The sequence below is a fragment of the Tropicimonas sp. TH_r6 genome (genome assembly GCF_033101155.1).
GTDB lineage: Bacteria > Pseudomonadota > Alphaproteobacteria > Rhodobacterales > Rhodobacteraceae > Tropicimonas.
The window spans coordinates 18,905-34,955 of record NZ_JAWMPX010000011.1; the positions used below are offsets into that span (position 1 = coordinate 18,905).

Consider the following 16,051-nt stretch of genomic DNA (forward strand, 5'->3'; position numbering starts at 1 on the left):
ACCCGTTGAGCAGGGCCGGGAGGAGGGCTCCGGGCCGTCCGGGGGCGTTCCCCGGACTAGACCACGGTCACATCGCAAACAGGAGCACTTCAGGACCCTGTCCCGGCATCACCCATGTTGGGCGTGGGCCTCGGAGAATGAGACGAGCCGCCGTGTCTCGGCGTCCCAGAGTTTCAGGCCGACCGTTGAGAAGCTTTCGCGAATGGTCATCCGGTTGCTGTCGGCCAGCTCGCCGTGATCGCGCAGGACTTCCGGCAGGCGATAGAACGGAATGCGGCTGTAGAGATGGTGCACATGGTGGATCCCGATATTGGCGGAGACCCATTGCAGCGGCGACGGCAAGACGTAGTGCGAGCTGCCGTGCAGTGCCGACTCGTGAAGCTGCCAGTCGCCTTCCGCTTCCCACTGTGTGTGCTCGAACTGGTGTTGCACGTAGAAGAGCCAAACGCCCGCAGTGGCAGCGATCAGGGTCGAGGGCAGGAAGATCAGCAGAAGCGGCATCGTCCCGCCGAGATACCAGATCAGCGCAACGGCCAGAAGGATGGCGAGATTGGTGCCCATCGAGCTGACCCAGTATTTCGCGCCGTCCATCAGCCCCAGCGGCAGTCGGTTCTCCAGCAGGAACAGGTAGCCCGGACCAAAACCGAACAGAACGATCGGGTGGCGGTAGAGACGGTATTTCAGCCGGCCAAAGGGCGTCAGGGCGGCATATTCCTCGACCGTCAGGGTCAGGATGTCGCCCATTCCCCGGCGGCCCAGATTGCCGGCAGAGCTATGGTGAATCGCGTGTGACCGCCGCCAGACGTCGTAAGGGGTCAGGGTGAGCACACCGATGCAGCGCCCGGCCCAGTCGCTGAGAGCCCGGTTCTTGAAGAAGGATCCGTGCCCGCAATCGTGCTGGATCGCAAACAGGCGTAGCAGGAATGGCGCGACAAGAAGGGAGATCGCCAGCGCGAGCCAGTTGCTGATCGACAGCGCGTACCAGGCGAGTCCCCACAGAAGGACGAATGGAATGGCGGTAATCGCCAGTTCAAACGTGCTACGGCGATTGCTCGGCTCACGGTACTTCGCCAGAATCCTGACCCAGTCGCTCGCTTTTTGGGGACTGGGCTGCGCCCCCCTACAGCCCGAAGTTCCTGTCATGCACCTACTGCTCTGTTGTTCAGGACGCGGATAAACTATCGACGCCGCATGACAAGCAAAATCTAGCTGTCGGGTCACGCCAATCGAAAACCTGAGGCGCCGAAACGGGGGGGCTGGCGTCTTTGACGCGAAGACCGGCGGCGTCTGTTTCGCTCTGAGGGGCCGCCTTCCAAGCGCGTCCGGATGGCGGGGGATTTGCAGCCCTTTACCGGCAAAACTCCGTCACCGCTGGGCTTTCCGTGACCTGCGCACAGATGTGAGCCCCCAGATGATGCAGCCGATATAGGCGAATGTCAGCAGGGTCAGGGTCGCCCACAGATATGTCAGCAGCGCCGCCGTCAGGAGCACGGTGCCCAGGAGAACGAATTTCGTGTTCCGGCGGTCCACGACGGCATTCTTGAAGGAATATGTCGGGATGCGACTGATCATCAACAAGCCGACAACGCAGACATAGGCGGCGATGATGGTGGGCGGGGCAAGGGCAAGATCGGACACGGCGAAGGAGAGCACCATGGGCAGCAATACAAGCAGCGCACCGGCCGGCGCCGGCACGCCGACGAAGAAGTCGGACGGTGGGGCGCCGGTTTCCAGTCGGCTGCTGACATTGAAGCGGGCCAGTCGCAAGACGCAGCAAATGCTGTAGGTGAGGACAGCCAGCCAACCAGCGCCGCGGAAATCCTGAAGCGTCCAACTGTGCAGGATCAGGACGGGCGCCACGCCGAAGTTCAGAAAATCGGCGAGGGAATCGAGCTCCGCGCCGATCGGAGATTCGGCCTTCATCATGCGCGCCAGACCACCGTCCAACCCGTCGAGAACGCAGGCCGCCACGATCAGGCGGACAGCCATTTCATAGTTTCCCTCATAGCCGAACCGGATCGCCGTCAGGCCTGCGCAAATCGCCATGATGGTCAGCAGGTTCGGCAGCAGCTGGAAGATGGGAACGTCTTTTTTCTTGTCCGTCGCGTTGTCGGGCATCGCTCAGTCCACCCGAGCCGAACGCGCGGGTTCCCCGGAGGTCAGGTCGGCGATAATCGACTCCCCGGCGACCATGGTTTGCCCCAGGCTCACCATCGGATGCACACCGTCCGGCAGATAGACATCTAGACGCGACCCGAAGCGGATCAACCCAAATCGCTCGCCGGTTTCCAGCCCGTCCCCCTCGGAGGAAAAACAGACGATTCGCCGCGCGACCAGGCCCGCGATCTGAACAACCGCGATCTGACGCCCATCCGGCATTTCGATACACAGGCTGTTGCGTTCATTGTCGGCACTCGCCTTGTCCAGCGACGCATTGAAGAATTTGCCCGGACGATAGGCGATCGCTGCGATCCGGCCCGCAATCGGGGCGCGGTTCACATGGCAATTGAAGACGCTCATGAAGACGCTCACGCGGGTCAGCGCCTCGTCCGACATGCCAAGCTCGGCCGGCGGTACGGCCTTCTCGATAAGGGACACGACGCCGTCAGCGGGGCTGACAATCAGGCCCTCTCGCGTTGGCGTCGCCCGCACCGGATCACGGAAGAAATAGTAGCACCAGACCGTCAGCCCAACCCCGATCCAGCCCAGAAAGGCGGAGAGCAGGAACAGGACGGCGGTAATGGCCGCGAAGATCGCGACAAATTTCCGCCCTTCCGGATGCATCGGCTTCAGGAACGTATCGCGCATTTTCATCGAGGGGCTACCAGTCTTTCAAGTGCCGTAGATACATAGACCAATCGCATCGGGAAGCAAAACACAACCCGGGTGAGCGTGGCGGCAAGAGGGACGTGGAGGGACCGGACCTGAGAGTGTTCACGGAACCATGACGCTGCCCTAAGCCGGAATGCCTTCAGGCAAGACGCGGGAATAGACCGATTCCAGATGATCGACCATCGTGCGCGCGGCGAGTTCGCTGTCTCCCGCCGTGATGGCCGCGACGATGGCATCATGTTCGCGAAAGCTGGAATAGTCGCTCGCCGGCTTGCGCGTCATGCGGGGCTGTCCCCAGACAATGGACCGTCGGACCGAATTCAGCGTTTCGAAGAAATACAGGAATAACTGGTTATGCGTGGCGCGCGCGATGGCCTGATGCAGGTTGTTGTCCCATGCCTCATAGGAACGCCAGTCCTTGGACGCTCGGCATCGATCAGCACAGAGCCTCATCTGGTCGCGATCCGATTTGGTGGCGTGGCGCGCGGCCAACCGGCTCAACTCGGGTTCGACGGTCAGCCGGACCGCCACGACCTGGGCCGGTTTGATCTGATCGCGGAGATAGGTGACGTCCTTGAGGTTCAGGACGGGCCGCGCCCCGACAAAGGTTCCCCGTCCGACATGGCGCCAGATCCGGCCATCCGCTTCGAGTTCGGCTAGGGCGCCGCGCAGCTTGTTGCGCGTTGTTCCGAGAATCTCGCACAGCTCCCGCTCTGGCGGCAGACGGTCATTGTGCCGGTATCCGGCCGTCTCGATCAGATCGCGCAGCTTCTTCGCAAGGTCGATCGCCTTCGTCATGGATCACCCAATTCAGCCATTGGTTGGTTGATTGAAACTCTATGTCAGTAAAAAATCGATGAAAAGGGAGAATGATCAGAAATACCCCGAAATCTGGGAGGTTTCGGCCGACGAGAAACCCAAGCACGAGGGAGGAGCACCGAGTGCGACTTGCTACGATTTCCCTGAATGGGCGGCCTGCTTGCGTCGCCATTCTGAAGAACGGCGCCATGCTGGATATTGCAAAGGCCGCGGCGGATCTGCCCGACCCGGCCCGAGGCGCACTGAACGCAAAGACCATGCAACAGCTGATTGCCAGCGGACCCGAGGCATTGGACCTGGTGCGCGGCCTTCTGGCCGAGGCCGAGGATGGCAAACATGCCGGCGTGCTGGCCCCGGCGGATGCGTCGCTGCTCGCGCCGATCCCGGATCCCCACAAGAACGTCTTCTGCGTCGGTCGCAACTATGCCGAACATATCGCAGAGGGTGACCGGGCGCAGAAACAGAAAGTCGGCGTCACCGAGCACCCGGTTTTCTTCACCAAGCCGCCCACCGCGATCGTGGCCCCGGACGGCGACGTGCTGCTGTTCCCCGAGGTTTCCGAAGCGATCGACTACGAGGTCGAGTTGACCGTCGTGATCGGCAAGCCCGGCCGCAACATCTCCAGTGCCGATGCCATGGAACATGTTTTCGGCTATACTATCCTGAACGACATCACGGCCCGCGACATTCAACGGCGCCATGGCGGCCAGTATTTCAAGGGCAAGGGCCTGGACGGGTCCTGTCCCATTGGCCCGTGTATCGTCACGGCCGATGCGATCAGCAATCCGCATGGCCTGTCGATTGGCACCAAGGTCAATGGCGAACAACGCCAAAATGGCAACACGGCGGATATGATCTTCGACATTCCGACGCTGATTGCCTCGGTGTCCGAAGGCCTGACGCTGGAGCCCGGCGACATGATCGCCACCGGCACCCCATCCGGCGTCGGCTACGCCATGGACCCGCCCCGTTACCTGAAGGACGGCGACAGGGTGGTTTGCGAAATATCCGAGATCGGCACGCTCGAAAACACCGTGCGCGCTGTTTAAAGGGCCGCCGCGTGGAGGAGCGCGGCAAAGGTCCAATACACCAGGGAGGAGACACGATCATGTTTAACAGAAGAGCATTCACCGCATCGGTACTCGCGGCGATTCCGGCCGCAGGTCTGATGGGAACAGTCGCGTTCGCGCAGGACATGCGCGAAATCACATTCGTGCAGCCGAGCCCCTCTGCCATCAACTCGTTCCCCGTCTTCGTCGCGATCGGCGAAGGATATTTCGAGGAAGAGGGTCTCAAGGTCACCGTCGAGGCGATCAACGGTTCGGGCGCGGTGCTGCAGGCACTGTCGGCGGGACAGGCGGAATTCGGTCGTCCGGGTCCCGGCCCGCTGATCGCCGCGCGGTCGCGCGGTGTGGATGCCGTCCACATCTATAACGTGGCCGCACGCAGCAACTTCGGGGTTGCGGTGCAGGAGGAGTCCGAGATCCAGAGCGTTGAGGAGCTCAAGGGCAAGGTCATCGGCACCGGTACGGCAGATGGCGCGGAAGTCGGCTTTGCCCGCAACGTGATGTCCAGCGTCGGCATGACCGCAGGCGAGGATTTCGAATTCCTGACCGTCGGCGACGGTGGACCGGCGACCGCTGCCTTCCTGAATGGCGAGATCGACGCCTATTCTGCCTCCACAGCCGACACCGCCATCCTGAACCAGCGCGGCATGCCTGTGCGTGACATCACGCCCGCGGAGTTTGGCCGCTTCTTCGGCAACGGCATCGCAACCATGGCCGACACGATCGCCAATGATCGCGAGCTGGTCGAAGGCTGGAGCCGTGCCTTCGCACGCGGCCACGCCTTCGCGCTTGATGACGCGAACCGCGAGGCCGTGCTCAAGCACCTGGCGGACGGCAACCCGCAGGAAGGCGAGGACAAGGAGTTCCAGTCGGCGTTGTTTGACGCCGTGCGCTCGAAAACCATCCCGACTGACGAGGCTGAGCATCCCGGTTGGTATCCGGCTGAAGTCTGGCAGGAATGGCAGGACGCGCTTGTCGCAGGCGGAGAGATTTCCGCACCGCTCGACGATCTGGGCGCGGCCTGGACCAACGAGTTTGCCGCCAGCGGCAACGAGGCGGTCCAATAATGACCGCGGCCCCTGCCCATGACTACGCCGGCGCGCCTGTAGGCGCGCCGGTCTACGAGTTGACGAATGTCAGCAAGACCTATGCGCGCAACCTCGTTGTTGCGCTGGAGGATGTCAGCCTGACCTTGAGAAAGGGAAGCTTCACCTCCGTCATCGGGTCGAGCGGTTGCGGGAAATCGACGCTGCTCAAGATCATGGCTGGTCTCATCCCTCCCACGAAGGGGCGGGTGGTGCTACAGGGCAAGCCGGTGACCGGCCCCCGTCACGACATCGGGATGATGTTTCAGCAGGCAACGCTGTTCCCGTGGAAGACTGCGGCGGAAAACATCGTCCTGCCGATCGAGATCCGCGACGGCAAGGCGGCCGCGAAGAAGGCCATCGAGTCTGCGCATGACCTTCTCGAGATGGTGGGGCTCGAGGGCTTCGAGAATGTCTATCCGAACGAGCTTTCGGGGGGCATGGCACAGCGTGCCGCGATCTGTCGGATGCTCATCACGGAACCGGCCGTTCTCTTGCTGGACGAACCGTTCAGCGCGCTCGACGAGCTGTCGCGTGACATGATGAACATGGAGCTGCAGCGGATCTGCCGGGAACAGCATGCGACCGCCTTCCTGGTCACCCATTCGATCCAGGAGGCCGTGATCCTGTCGGACGACATTGTTGTCATGAAGCCGCGCCCCGGCCGCCTGGCCGAGATCATCGAGGTTGACCTGCCGCGGCCACGCACGCTGGACATGATGACAACGCCGAAATTCGGCGAGATCGTCGACCACATCCGTGGCCTTCTGGACAAGGGAGAAGACATGTGACCGACATTCATGCCAATGATCCTGCCAAGGAGGAACCGCTGCAGGACACTGTCTGGACACAGGACGTTCACTTCATCGACTCCGTGCCCCGATGGATCGCCATGTGGTTCGTCTTCTTCGTGTTTATCGGCACCTGGCAACTGGTGACGAGCTTCGGCCTCGTGTCGCCGATCATCCTGCCGACGCCCTGGGAAACCCTGGAAGACATGATCTTCGTCGGCAAGAACCTCCTGACCGGGGGCTACATGCTCGGAGCGCTCTGGATCACGTTCAAGGAGGTGATTTACGGCTTCGCCCTCGCCATAGCGCTCGGGTTCTCTCTCGGCGTCCTCGTCGGCGAGACAGCCTTCGGCGAAAAGGCCGTGATGCCCTATCTCGTGGCCATCGACACCATGCCGAAAGTGGCCTTCGCGCCGCTTTTCGTTGCCTGGCTGGGCTTCGGGATCGAATCCAAGGTGGCGCTTGCCGCCTTCATCGCAACCTTCCCGATCGTTGTGGGGACAGCTGCGGGGCTTCACGCCGCGGATTCGAACGCCCGGATGCTCTTCAAGACCATGGGCGCCAGCCGGATGCAGACATTGTTCAAGATGAAGCTGCCGACCGGCCTTCCGCAGATCTTCACCGGGCTCAAGATCGGGGCCGTCGGCGTCATGGCGGGCGCGATCACCGGCGAGTTCCTCGGTGGCGGCAAGGGCTTTGGCGAGTTGATCCGGGTTGCGGCCTCGCAGCTCAACACCCCGCGCGTGTTTTCGTTGATCCTCTATCTCAGCCTCGTTGGCCTCGCGGTCTTCGCCTCTGTGACCTGGACCCAACGCAAGGTCGTGTTCTGGCACAAGGAACGGGTGGGTGGCGATGACCACTGAACCAGACACCATCTCGACCGACGTCCTGCGCGATTTCGTGGCGCGGGCGCTCGGATCACAGGGTGTGCCCGAGGGGGATGCGGCCAGCGTCGCCTCCCTCATGGTCGAGGCCGATATCTTTGGCTATGGCACGCATGGCGTGTTTCGCCTGCGGCAATATCTGGCGCGGCTGGCCGGGGGAGGGTGCAACCCGACACCCTCCATCACCGTCGCCCATGAGACTGTCGCCACCGCTGTCATCGATGGCGATGATGGTCTCGGACATCTCGCCATGGTCGCCGCGCGCGATCTTGCCATCGAGAAGGCGCGCGCGGCCGGTATCGGCTGGGTCGGCGTGCGCAGGGGCAACCATGCCGGCCCCCTTGCGCTCTATGTCCGCCCGCAGGCCGAGGCCGGGATGCTCGGCATGGCCGCTTCCGTGGGCAGCGCCAACCACGTCCCGCCCTATGGTGGCTCGGACCTGCTTCTGGGCACCAATCCCATCGCTTTTTCGGCCCCGGCCAAAGGACCCGACCCGTTCGTGTTCGACATGGCCACGACCGTCGCCGCGATGGGCAAGATCAAGACATTGCTGCAACAGGGGCAACCAATGCCGGAGGGCTGGATGGTCGGGCGGGATGGCGAGCCGCTGACCGACCCGGCCCGGAAATCCGAAGGGTTCCTCCTGCCGATCGGCGGACCGAAAGGGTTCGGTCTGTCGGTCGCCATCGGCCTGATGGCCGGGGTTCTGAACGGCGCGGCCTTTGGCTCGGACGTGGTCGATTTCACCAAGGACACAACCTCCTCGACCAATACCGGACAGTTCGTCATGGCGCTCGATCCTGCCGCTTTTGGCATGGGCGACGGCTTTGCGGAGGCCGCAGCGCGCGTCTTCGACGAGATGCGGGCCTCGGACCCGTTGCCGGGGCACGACCCGGTGCGCTTGCCGGGGGATGGCAAGACCGCCGCCGCCGAGGCACGCCGCAGCGGCGGGGTGCCGCTCAATCCGGCCCTGCGGCGCGATCTGAACGCTCTGGCCGCCGATTGTGGGCTGGCTGCCCCGTTTGCGGCGGATGCGACGGGCTGAAATGGCAGGCGGTCGGGGCAGGGGGCGTCAATCGCTCGGCCCGGCCGTCTCCTCCCCGAGGCTCTCGGCATCAAGTGCCCGGACAAGGGCTGCATGCTTGTTCATCATGTGCCGTTTCATGAGCTGACCAAGCCCCTCTCCGTCGCGCCCGCGAAGCCTGTCCATCATGGCTTCATGCTCGTCGATTGCCTGCGCCCAACGGTCATCGGACAGGTTGGCCATGAAGCGGGCACGTTGGATGCGCGCTGCCAACAGCCTGTGCTGCTCTTCGAGAACCTCGTTTCCCGCGCCCCGGACCAGGGCCTGGTGGATATCCTGATTGGCCTGGAAATACGCTTTGCGATCCCGCGATGCGAATGCGGTCAGCATCGCGGCATGACGGGTCTCGATCCACGCGATGCCCGCCGCATCAAGGTTTTGACAGGCCAGTTCCCCGGCCAGTTGTTCCAGCGCCGCAATCACCGGGAAGCTGTTGTCCAGCTCCGCGCGAGTGACCTTTGCGACCGTCGCGCCCCGGTTGGCGGTCAGGATGACGAAGCCTTCGGAGGCGAGCACCTTGAGCGCCTCGCGCAGCGGCGTGCGCGACACCCCAAACGATGCGCAGAGCGCTTTCTCCGGCACCTTTTCCCCGGGTTTCAACGCGTCCTCGACAATGAGGCTGCGCAGCCGTTCAACCAGCTCCTCGTGCAGGGACGGGCGTCTGATGGGGTCGGTGAGGCTCATGTCCGTTTCCTATCCATCAAGGGCCAGATCCAGCAAGCGCGCGACGTGCAGCGCGCGGCGCGGCGTGCCATCCGCGATCTGGTGGCGGCAGGAGGTCCCGTCGGCCACGACAATGGCGTCCTCCGGGGCGGCCGCAAGCGCGGGAAAGAGGTCGAGTTCGGCCATTTTCAGCGAGATGTCGATCGTGTCCGGCGCATAGCCGAATGCGCCCGCCATCCCGCAGCAGCCGCTCTCTATCAGGAAGACTTGCGCGCCGGGAATGCGCTTGAGCAGGTCAAGTGTCGGGGTCACGGCGTCCTGTGCTTTCTGGTGGCAATGCCCGTGGACATAGATCGGCGAAGCGAGGGGCTTCAACGGGAGATCGGCCTGTTCGGACAGGAACTCCTCGAAGGTCCGGGTCGCCAGGGCCAGGGCCTCGGCCTCGGGACCGGGGCAGAGCGCCAGGAACTCGTCGCGAAAGGTCAGGATCGAGGACGGTTCGAGCCCGACGACCGGCACGCCCCGCGCGACCGCATCGCGGGTCGCGTCGATCACGCGGCGGGCCTCGGCGCGCGCCTCTTCCACGCAGCCAATCGCCAGAAAGGTGCGTCCGCACTCCAGAGACTTGCCGGAACCGTCTTGCGCGACAGCGACGCGCAGTCCCGCGGCGCGCAGGACGCGGAGCGCCGCGCGCAGGTTCTCGGGGTCGAAATAGCGGTTGAAGACATCGGCAAAGAGCAGAACCTGAGGGTCGCCGTCCTGCGCCTCGCCGTCGCCAAACGGGTTGGACGACCAGATCGGCAGGTCGCGGCGATGCGACACGCCGGTCAGCTGCTCGGTCAATCTGCGAACCGGTCCGATCTTGTTGCGCAGGTTCATCACCCCGGCGAACCGGGCCGCCTTCGGGGCATATCGCGGCAGGTATCCCACGATCCTGTCCGCCAGCGTCAGCCCGTTTGTCTTGCGCCGCGCCGCCAGCACCTCGATCTTCATGCGCGCCATGTCGACGCCGGTTGGGCATTCCCGGCTGCATGCCTTGCAGGACACGCAGTACCGCATCGTCTCCGCCATCGCGTCGGAGGTCAGCCCGCCGGGCAGTTGGCCGCTGATGGCAAGGCGCAGCGTGTTGGCCCGCCCGCGCGTCGCGTCGCGTTCGGTGCGCGTGGCGCGGAAAGACGGACACATCACGCCGCCCTTCAGTTTTCGGCAGGCCCCGTTGTTGTTGCACATCTCGACCGCGCCCTGAAACCCGCCGCCCGATCCGGGCCAGGCGGACCAGTCCAGCGCGGTTTCGAACTCGGGCACCGCGTAATCCGGCCCGTAGCGGAAGTAGCGGCGGTCATCCATGGCGGGGGCGTGCACGATCTTGCCGGGGTTCATCACCCCCGTGGGATCGAAGCGGGCCTTTACCTCCTCGAACGCCGTGACGATGCGTGGACCGTACATCTTCTCATGGAATTCCGACCGAACGATCCCGTCGCCATGCTCGCCCGAATGCGAGCCCTTGTAGCGTTTGACGAGGTCGAACGCCTCCTCGGCGATCGCCCGCATGGTCTTGACGTCCTTGTCCTGCCGCATGTTGAGAACGGGGCGCACATGCAGACAGCCGACAGACGCATGGGCATACCATGTGCCCGTCGTGCCGTGGCGGGTGAAAATCTCGGTCAGGCCCTGGGTGTACTCGGCGAGATCGGGCAGGGCGACGGCGCAATCCTCGACAAAGGAGATCGGTTTGCCGGCCTCCTTCATCGACATCATGACATTGAGCCCCGACTTGCGGAACTCGGCGATGGCGCCTTGCAGGGCATTGTCGGTGACCGGACGGACACCGCCCCACCTGTCCCCCGTCTCCGTGAAGGCAAAGCCGAGATCGCCCATCAGTTGCGACAGCGCCGCGAGCTTGGCGGCATTTGCCTCCGCGCTGCCCTCGGCAAACTCGACCAGCAGCAACGCGGCCGGGTCCCCTTCGACAAAGGCGTCGATCGTCTTGCGGAAAAGCGGGATGTCGCGGCCGAGCGCGATCATCGTGGCGTCGACCAGCTCCACCGCCTGCGGGGTCAGGGTGACCAGATGCTGCGCGGCATCCATCGCGGCGTAGAAATTCGGGAAGTGACAGATCCCGGTGACCTTCTCGCCCGGAAGAGGGGCGAGACTCAGCTCCAGTTCCGTGAAACAGGCCAGCGTGCCCTCGGACCCGACCAACAGATGCGCCATGTTCACGTCGGGGCCGGTCAGGGCATCGATATTGTAGCCTCCGACCCGGCGCTGCACCTTTGGAAACCGGGCCTCGATCTCGTCGGCCTCGCGCCGGCCGAGGGCGCGCATATCCGAGACGAGGTCGCAATAGGGGCCCGGTTCGGGTTCCGTGGTTTCGAACCGTGCCCGCGTGCCATCCGGCAGCAGGGCCGAGATTGCCCGCACGTTGTCGCGCATGATGCCGTAGCGCAGGGATTTGCCCCCCGAAGAGTTGTTGGCCGCCATGCCGCCCAGCGTGCAGCGCGAGGCCGTCGAGGGATCGACCGGGAACCACAGGCCATGCGGTTTCAGCGCCCGGTTCAACTCATCCAGCACGAGGCCCGGCTGAACCCGCGCCGTGAAGGCGTCGGGGTCAATGTCGAGGATCCGATTCAGGTGCCGCGTCGTGTCCAGCACGATCGCGCGATTCACGGTCTGGCCGCATTGCGACGTGCCACCGCCGCGCGGAAGAACAGGGGTGTCCTCGTCGCGCGCAATGCCCATCGCCGTCTCGATATCTTCGATGGATTTTGGAATGACAACGGCTTCGGGGCGCATCTGGTAGATCGACGCGTCGGTAGAATAGCGCCCGCGCGATGCGGAATCCGTCAGGACGTCTCCCGCGATTTTTGAGGATAACTTGCTGAAAAGGCGTTCATTACTCTGCATGCCTTCGTGCCTTCCGCTCGGTGTCCGCTCCGTTGAGGCGTGTCGACTCTTGCCTCAAAGTGAATTATGAATTCATAATTACGTTTATGCAACAGCGATGGGCGCCACCTTTCTGGCGCTTGGGGAGGAAGAGAAAAGATGCGTCAGGCCGGTCGACATTTCCTGCAAATCCCGGGGCCAAGCTCGGTGCCCGACCGAATTCTGAAGGCCATCGGCCAACAGACAATCGACCACCGTGGCCCGGATTTCGCCGAGGTGGGACAGAAGGCGCTCGAGGGCATGAAGTCGATCTTCAAGACCAAACAGCATGTCTTCATCTTTCCCTCGTCCGGAACCGGCGGATGGGAGGCGGCGCTGGTGAACACGCTGTCTCCGGGTGACAGGGTGGTGATGTTCGAGACCGGGCATTTTGCATCCATGTGGAGCAAGATGGCGCGCAAGATTGGCTTCGAGCCGGAGGTGATTGAGGGCGACTGGCGCGGCGGCGCGGAGCCGGACCGCATCGAGGCCCGGCTGCGGGAAGACGTCGCGCATGAGATCAAGGCGGTCTGTGTCGTCCATAACGAGACCTCGACCGGATCGGTTTCGCCGATTGCCGAGATCCGCAGCGCGATCGATGCCGCAGGGCATCCCGCCCTGCTGATGGTCGATTCAATCTCGGGCCTCGCGTCGATCGATGTCCGGTTCGACGAATGGGGCGTCGATGTCTGCGTCTCTGGCTCGCAAAAAGGACTGATGCTGCCGCCCGGCCTGAGCTTCAACGCCGTGAGCGCGCGCGCGCTCGAGTATTCGAAAGCGGTCACCACGCCGCGAAGCTATTGGGACTGGCAGGACATGGTCGGGCCGAACGGCACCGGATACTTCCCGTACACGCCCGCGACCAACCTGCTATACGGCCTGAACGAAGCCATCGACATGCTCCATGAAGAGGGGCTGGACAACGTCTTCGCCCGCCATGCCCGTCACGGCGCAGCGACGCGCACGGCGGTGCAGACCTGGGGGCTGGAGGTACTCTGCGCGCGACAGGGGCAGGAGTCGGATGTGCTCACCGCGGTTGTTGTACCGGAAGGGCATTCGGCCGATGCGTTCCGGGCGACGACGTTGAAGCATTATGACATTTCGCTCGGCAACGGCCTGTCCAAACTTGCGGACAAGGTGTTCCGCATAGGCCATCTGGGTGATTTCAACGACCTGATGCTGATGGCGACGCTCTCGGGGGTGGAGATGGGGCTGGCCAAGGCCGGGATCCCGCACCAGTCAGGTGGGGCGCAGGCTGCCATGGAATGTCTCAAAGGCACGGGTGGATAGCATTTCCACAGCGGGGGCTGAAATGCCGGACGCCGCCCCCGCCTTTCAAGGTTGAGGACTTTGGATCGCCACGCGGTCGCTTTGCGTGGTGGTCCGGTTCCCGGTCCACGAGTCGCGGCTTTCGGCCGTCATCGCCGTCACGGAAACAGGCGGGTAGAGACCAATTTGAGGTGATCGCGCATTGCGCTCCACGCGCGGTCGCCGTCACGATCCGCAATGGCCTGCACGATCGCGTCATGTTCCTCGAAGCTGGAATGGTCTTCGGGTGGTTTCACATTGCGCCGCTCGACAGTGCCCCATGTAACAACCCGCCGCGCCCGGTTGAGCTGGTCGAAGAAGGACAGCAGCAGCACGTTGTCAGACGCCTGCGCAATGGCGCGATGGAAGTGGTCGTCCTGCGTTTCGTATTCCGCCCATGTGGCCGCGGCCCGGGCCCGCTTCGTCGTCCGGCTGATGGCTGTCATCGCTTCTCCGGTCGCGTGCACCGCAGCCTCGCGTGCCAATGCCGGTTCGAGACAGAGACGTGCGTGCATCATCCGCATCGGCGTGAGCTGACGGCCCAGATCGGCCAACGAATCATCGCCTACCGTCAGGCCCGCCGGACCGTCGCCGACAAAAGTGCCCTTGCCCACATGGCGCCAGATCGCCCCAGACCGTTCAAGCGCCTCGAGGGCCTGGCGCAGGGTCGCGCGGCTCATGCCCAGCTGCTCCATCAATTGCCGTTCTGGCGGTATCCGGTCGCCGCGCCCATACTTGCCGTCCCGGATATACGCCTGCAGGCGGGCCAGCGCTTCGGCGTGTCTTGTTTCGGCTGGTTCTTGCATATGTCTGCCCCTTGCGCGTTCGGGCGGAGTGTTGCACAAGCCGCGACCAATTTCAAAACATCGCTGATCAAACCGAACCAAAGTCGAATTGGCTAGATTGGTTTGGATTGATTTGCCGGCATCCTCTCGTTAGAACCATCGACATACAGAGGAGGACACCCGTGACAAACTTCGCCATAGCCCCGCCAAAACCCGTGGGCCTGCCCATTCTGGGCACAGATGACGCCTTCCCGGTGCGTCGCGTCTATTGCATTGGTCGCAATTACGCGGCTCATGCGGTCGAGATGGGGCATGACCCGGACCGCGAGCCGCCGTTCTTCTTCCAGAAGAACCCCAATAATCTCGACCCTTCGGGCGATTTCCCATACCCGCCGCACAGCTCGGACGTGCACCACGAAATCGAAATGGCGGTTGTTCTGAAATCCGGCGGCACCAATATCGCGGTCGAGGACGCGCTCGACCATGTCTATGGCTATGCCGTTTCGCTCGACATGACCCGGCGCGACCTGCAGGGCGCGCAGAAAAAGATGGGTCGCCCCTGGGAGATCGGCAAAGCGTTCGAACGTTCGGCGCCGATCGGACCGATCCACACGGTCGAAAGCGTCGGCCACCTCAGCGAGGGCCGCGTCGAGCTGAAGGTCAACGGTGAGATCCGCCAGGAGGGCGACCTGAACCAGATGATCTGGAAGGTCCCTGAGATGATCTCTTACCTGTCGGAATACTTCGAGCTCGCACCGGGCGATGTGATCCAGTCGGGCACCCCCGCGGGCGTCGGGCCGGTGGAGAAAGGTGACGAGATGGTCGCACATGTAGACGGGTTGGGTGCGTTGACGGTGCGCGTCATCTGAAGTCTACCTGCGCTTGACAGGGGCCGGCGTGGAAATATCCGCGCCGGCGCCGGAACACACCGTCGTAGAAGGGACAGCACATGGAAGGTCTCGACACAGGCCAGCTTGCGACGCTTGCCAGCGTCGCGGTCGGCGCGGGTGTCTTCGGCGGCGTGCTCGCAGGATTGTTGGGTGTCGGCGGGGGAATCGTCATCGTCCCGGCCCTCTATCTCGCGATGTCGGTCGTGGGAATGGATCCGGCAATCACGATGCAGGTCGCCGTGGGAACGTCACTGGCCACCATCGTGTTCACATCCCTTTCATCCGCGATGGGGCATCACAAGAAGGGGGCCGTCGACTATGGGTTGCTGAAGCTCTGGGGTCCGTCGATCCTCGTCGGCGTCCTCATTGGCGCCGTGCTCGGCGGGATCGTGAGCGGTCTTATCCTGGTCGCGGTCTTCGCGATGGTCGCGGCCCTGGTGGCTATGGACATGATCCTGCGGAAGCCTCGGGAGGAGACTGCCCCGCGCTCGTTCTCGCGACCGGTCTGGGCTGGCCTCGGCGTGGTTGCGGGGGCTGTTTCGGCGATGATGGGCATCGGAGGGGGGACCGTCTGCGTGCCGCTGTTGAACTTCCTCGGCTATGACATTCGCCGGGCCGTCGGAACATCGGCCGCTATTGGCTTCATTATCGGCCTGCCCGGAGCGATCGTCTATATCATCACGGGCTGGGGCGCGGAGGGGCTGATGCCCTTCTCGCTGGGCTATGTGAACCTTCTGGCCGCAGCCGTTATCGTGCCCCTCACCATGGTGTTTGCGCGGGTGGGCGTGGCCATCGCGCATTCCATTCCCCGGCGGGCGCTGAGATTGGCATTCGGGGTGTTCCTCGCGCTGACGTCGGCCCGGATGTTCGCAGACCTCTGGACCCAGCTCACAGCCATGGGCGCGTGAAGCGCCGTTGCCG

Annotated in this window: 15 protein-coding genes; 8 read left to right on the forward strand and 7 right to left on the reverse strand. The window is 63.5% G+C overall.

Annotation, left to right across the window (positions count from 1 at the left end):
- Window positions 1-108 precede the first annotated feature (108 nt).
- The 4 genes from R3X27_RS12225 to R3X27_RS12240 all read right to left on the reverse strand — a co-directional run bounded on the left by R3X27_RS12225 (window position 109) and on the right by R3X27_RS12240 (window position 3,630).
- Window positions 109-1,143 (reverse strand): fatty acid desaturase, encoded by a 1,035-nt coding sequence (locus tag R3X27_RS12225; protein WP_317709142.1) that lies wholly within the window; start codon window positions 1,141-1,143, stop codon window positions 109-111.
- Between the two features lie 222 nt (window positions 1,144-1,365).
- The gene (pssA, locus tag R3X27_RS12230) at window positions 1,366-2,118 is read right to left on the reverse strand and encodes a CDP-diacylglycerol--serine O-phosphatidyltransferase (protein ID WP_317709143.1); all 753 of its coding nucleotides are present in this window, start codon (window positions 2,116-2,118) and stop codon (window positions 1,366-1,368) included.
- Between the two features lie 3 nt (window positions 2,119-2,121).
- Window positions 2,122-2,814, reverse strand: coding sequence for a phosphatidylserine decarboxylase (locus R3X27_RS12235; protein ID WP_317709144.1), 693 nt, complete (start codon window positions 2,812-2,814; stop codon window positions 2,122-2,124).
- A gap of 141 nt (window positions 2,815-2,955) precedes the next feature.
- On the reverse strand, window positions 2,956-3,630 hold the full coding sequence (locus tag R3X27_RS12240; RefSeq protein ID WP_317709145.1) for a FadR/GntR family transcriptional regulator: 675 nt from the start codon (window positions 3,628-3,630) through the stop codon (window positions 2,956-2,958).
- Between the two features lie 209 nt (window positions 3,631-3,839).
- On the opposite strand from R3X27_RS12240, the gene R3X27_RS12245 reads away from it, so the two are divergent.
- From R3X27_RS12245 to R3X27_RS12265, 5 genes are read left to right on the forward strand one after another with little or no spacing between them, the layout of a single operon-like run.
- The gene (locus tag R3X27_RS12245; protein WP_317709146.1) at window positions 3,840-4,700 is read left to right on the forward strand and encodes a fumarylacetoacetate hydrolase family protein; all 861 of its coding nucleotides are present in this window, start codon (window positions 3,840-3,842) and stop codon (window positions 4,698-4,700) included.
- 59 nt (window positions 4,701-4,759) lie between these two features.
- Entirely contained in the window at window positions 4,760-5,785 is a 1,026-nt protein-coding gene (locus R3X27_RS12250; protein WP_317709147.1) for an ABC transporter substrate-binding protein, read from the forward strand.
- Complete coding sequence (locus tag R3X27_RS12255) at window positions 5,785-6,594, forward strand: ABC transporter ATP-binding protein (protein ID WP_317709148.1); 810 nt, start codon at window positions 5,785-5,787, stop codon at window positions 6,592-6,594. The genes R3X27_RS12250 and R3X27_RS12255 overlap by 1 nt, the downstream gene beginning before the upstream one ends.
- Window positions 6,591-7,457, forward strand: a complete 867-nt coding sequence (locus R3X27_RS12260; RefSeq protein WP_317709149.1) for an ABC transporter permease — start codon at window positions 6,591-6,593, stop codon at window positions 7,455-7,457. The genes R3X27_RS12255 and R3X27_RS12260 overlap by 4 nt, the downstream gene beginning before the upstream one ends.
- Window positions 7,447-8,523, forward strand: a complete 1,077-nt coding sequence (locus R3X27_RS12265; RefSeq protein WP_317709150.1) for an Ldh family oxidoreductase — start codon at window positions 7,447-7,449, stop codon at window positions 8,521-8,523. Before R3X27_RS12260 ends, R3X27_RS12265 begins: the two co-directional genes overlap by 11 nt.
- A gap of 27 nt (window positions 8,524-8,550) precedes the next feature.
- On the opposite strand, the gene R3X27_RS12270 is transcribed toward R3X27_RS12265, so the two are convergent.
- Window positions 8,551-9,246: a GntR family transcriptional regulator gene (locus R3X27_RS12270; RefSeq protein WP_317709151.1), complete on the reverse strand. Its 696-nt coding sequence runs from the start codon at window positions 9,244-9,246 to the stop codon at window positions 8,551-8,553.
- A gap of 9 nt (window positions 9,247-9,255) precedes the next feature.
- On the reverse strand, window positions 9,256-12,129 hold the full coding sequence (locus R3X27_RS12275) for an FAD-binding and (Fe-S)-binding domain-containing protein (RefSeq protein ID WP_317709152.1): 2,874 nt from the start codon (window positions 12,127-12,129) through the stop codon (window positions 9,256-9,258).
- A 138-nt stretch (window positions 12,130-12,267) separates the two neighbouring features.
- Here R3X27_RS12275 and R3X27_RS12280 point away from each other — a divergent pair, with 138 nt between their 5' ends.
- Window positions 12,268-13,437 (forward strand): pyridoxal-phosphate-dependent aminotransferase family protein, encoded by a 1,170-nt coding sequence (locus tag R3X27_RS12280; RefSeq protein WP_317709153.1) that lies wholly within the window; start codon window positions 12,268-12,270, stop codon window positions 13,435-13,437.
- A 137-nt stretch (window positions 13,438-13,574) separates the two neighbouring features.
- Here the strand turns inward: R3X27_RS12280 and R3X27_RS12285 are convergent, their stop codons facing one another.
- Window positions 13,575-14,261 carry a FadR/GntR family transcriptional regulator gene (locus R3X27_RS12285; RefSeq protein WP_317709154.1) on the reverse strand — a complete coding sequence of 229 codons (687 nt, stop codon included), beginning with the start codon at window positions 14,259-14,261 and terminating at the stop codon, window positions 13,575-13,577.
- Between the two features lie 161 nt (window positions 14,262-14,422).
- On the opposite strand from R3X27_RS12285, the gene R3X27_RS12290 reads away from it, so the two are divergent.
- Together R3X27_RS12290 and R3X27_RS12295 are read left to right on the forward strand one after the other, a co-directional pair.
- Window positions 14,423-15,109, forward strand: a complete 687-nt coding sequence (locus R3X27_RS12290; protein ID WP_411572491.1) for a fumarylacetoacetate hydrolase family protein — start codon at window positions 14,423-14,425, stop codon at window positions 15,107-15,109.
- A gap of 80 nt (window positions 15,110-15,189) precedes the next feature.
- The gene (locus R3X27_RS12295; protein WP_317709155.1) at window positions 15,190-16,038 is read left to right on the forward strand and encodes a sulfite exporter TauE/SafE family protein; all 849 of its coding nucleotides are present in this window, start codon (window positions 15,190-15,192) and stop codon (window positions 16,036-16,038) included.
- The last annotated feature ends 13 nt before the right edge of the window (window positions 16,039-16,051 follow it).

Excerpts from the sequence above, each read along its gene's own strand:
- R3X27_RS12225 (WP_317709142.1), bottom strand. The coding sequence starts at position 1,143 with ATGACAGGAACTTCGGGCTGTAGGGGGGCGCAGCCCAGTCCCCAAAAA.
- pssA (WP_317709143.1), bottom strand. The coding sequence starts at position 2,118 with ATGCCCGACAACGCGACGGACAAGAAAAAAGACGTTCCCATCTTCCAG.
- R3X27_RS12235 (WP_317709144.1), bottom strand. The coding sequence starts at position 2,814 with ATGAAAATGCGCGATACGTTCCTGAAGCCGATGCATCCGGAAGGGCGG.
- R3X27_RS12240 (WP_317709145.1), bottom strand. The coding sequence starts at position 3,630 with ATGACGAAGGCGATCGACCTTGCGAAGAAGCTGCGCGATCTGATCGAG.
- R3X27_RS12245 (WP_317709146.1), top strand. The coding sequence starts at position 3,840 with ATGCTGGATATTGCAAAGGCCGCGGCGGATCTGCCCGACCCGGCCCGA.
- R3X27_RS12250 (WP_317709147.1), top strand. The coding sequence starts at position 4,760 with ATGTTTAACAGAAGAGCATTCACCGCATCGGTACTCGCGGCGATTCCG.
- R3X27_RS12255 (WP_317709148.1), top strand. The coding sequence starts at position 5,785 with ATGACCGCGGCCCCTGCCCATGACTACGCCGGCGCGCCTGTAGGCGCG.
- R3X27_RS12265 (WP_317709150.1), top strand. The coding sequence starts at position 7,447 with ATGACCACTGAACCAGACACCATCTCGACCGACGTCCTGCGCGATTTC.
- R3X27_RS12270 (WP_317709151.1), bottom strand. The coding sequence starts at position 9,246 with ATGAGCCTCACCGACCCCATCAGACGCCCGTCCCTGCACGAGGAGCTG.
- R3X27_RS12275 (WP_317709152.1), bottom strand. The coding sequence starts at position 12,129 with ATGCAGAGTAATGAACGCCTTTTCAGCAAGTTATCCTCAAAAATCGCG.
- R3X27_RS12280 (WP_317709153.1), top strand. The coding sequence starts at position 12,268 with ATGCGTCAGGCCGGTCGACATTTCCTGCAAATCCCGGGGCCAAGCTCG.
- R3X27_RS12285 (WP_317709154.1), bottom strand. The coding sequence starts at position 14,261 with ATGCAAGAACCAGCCGAAACAAGACACGCCGAAGCGCTGGCCCGCCTG.
- R3X27_RS12295 (WP_317709155.1), top strand. The coding sequence starts at position 15,190 with ATGGAAGGTCTCGACACAGGCCAGCTTGCGACGCTTGCCAGCGTCGCG.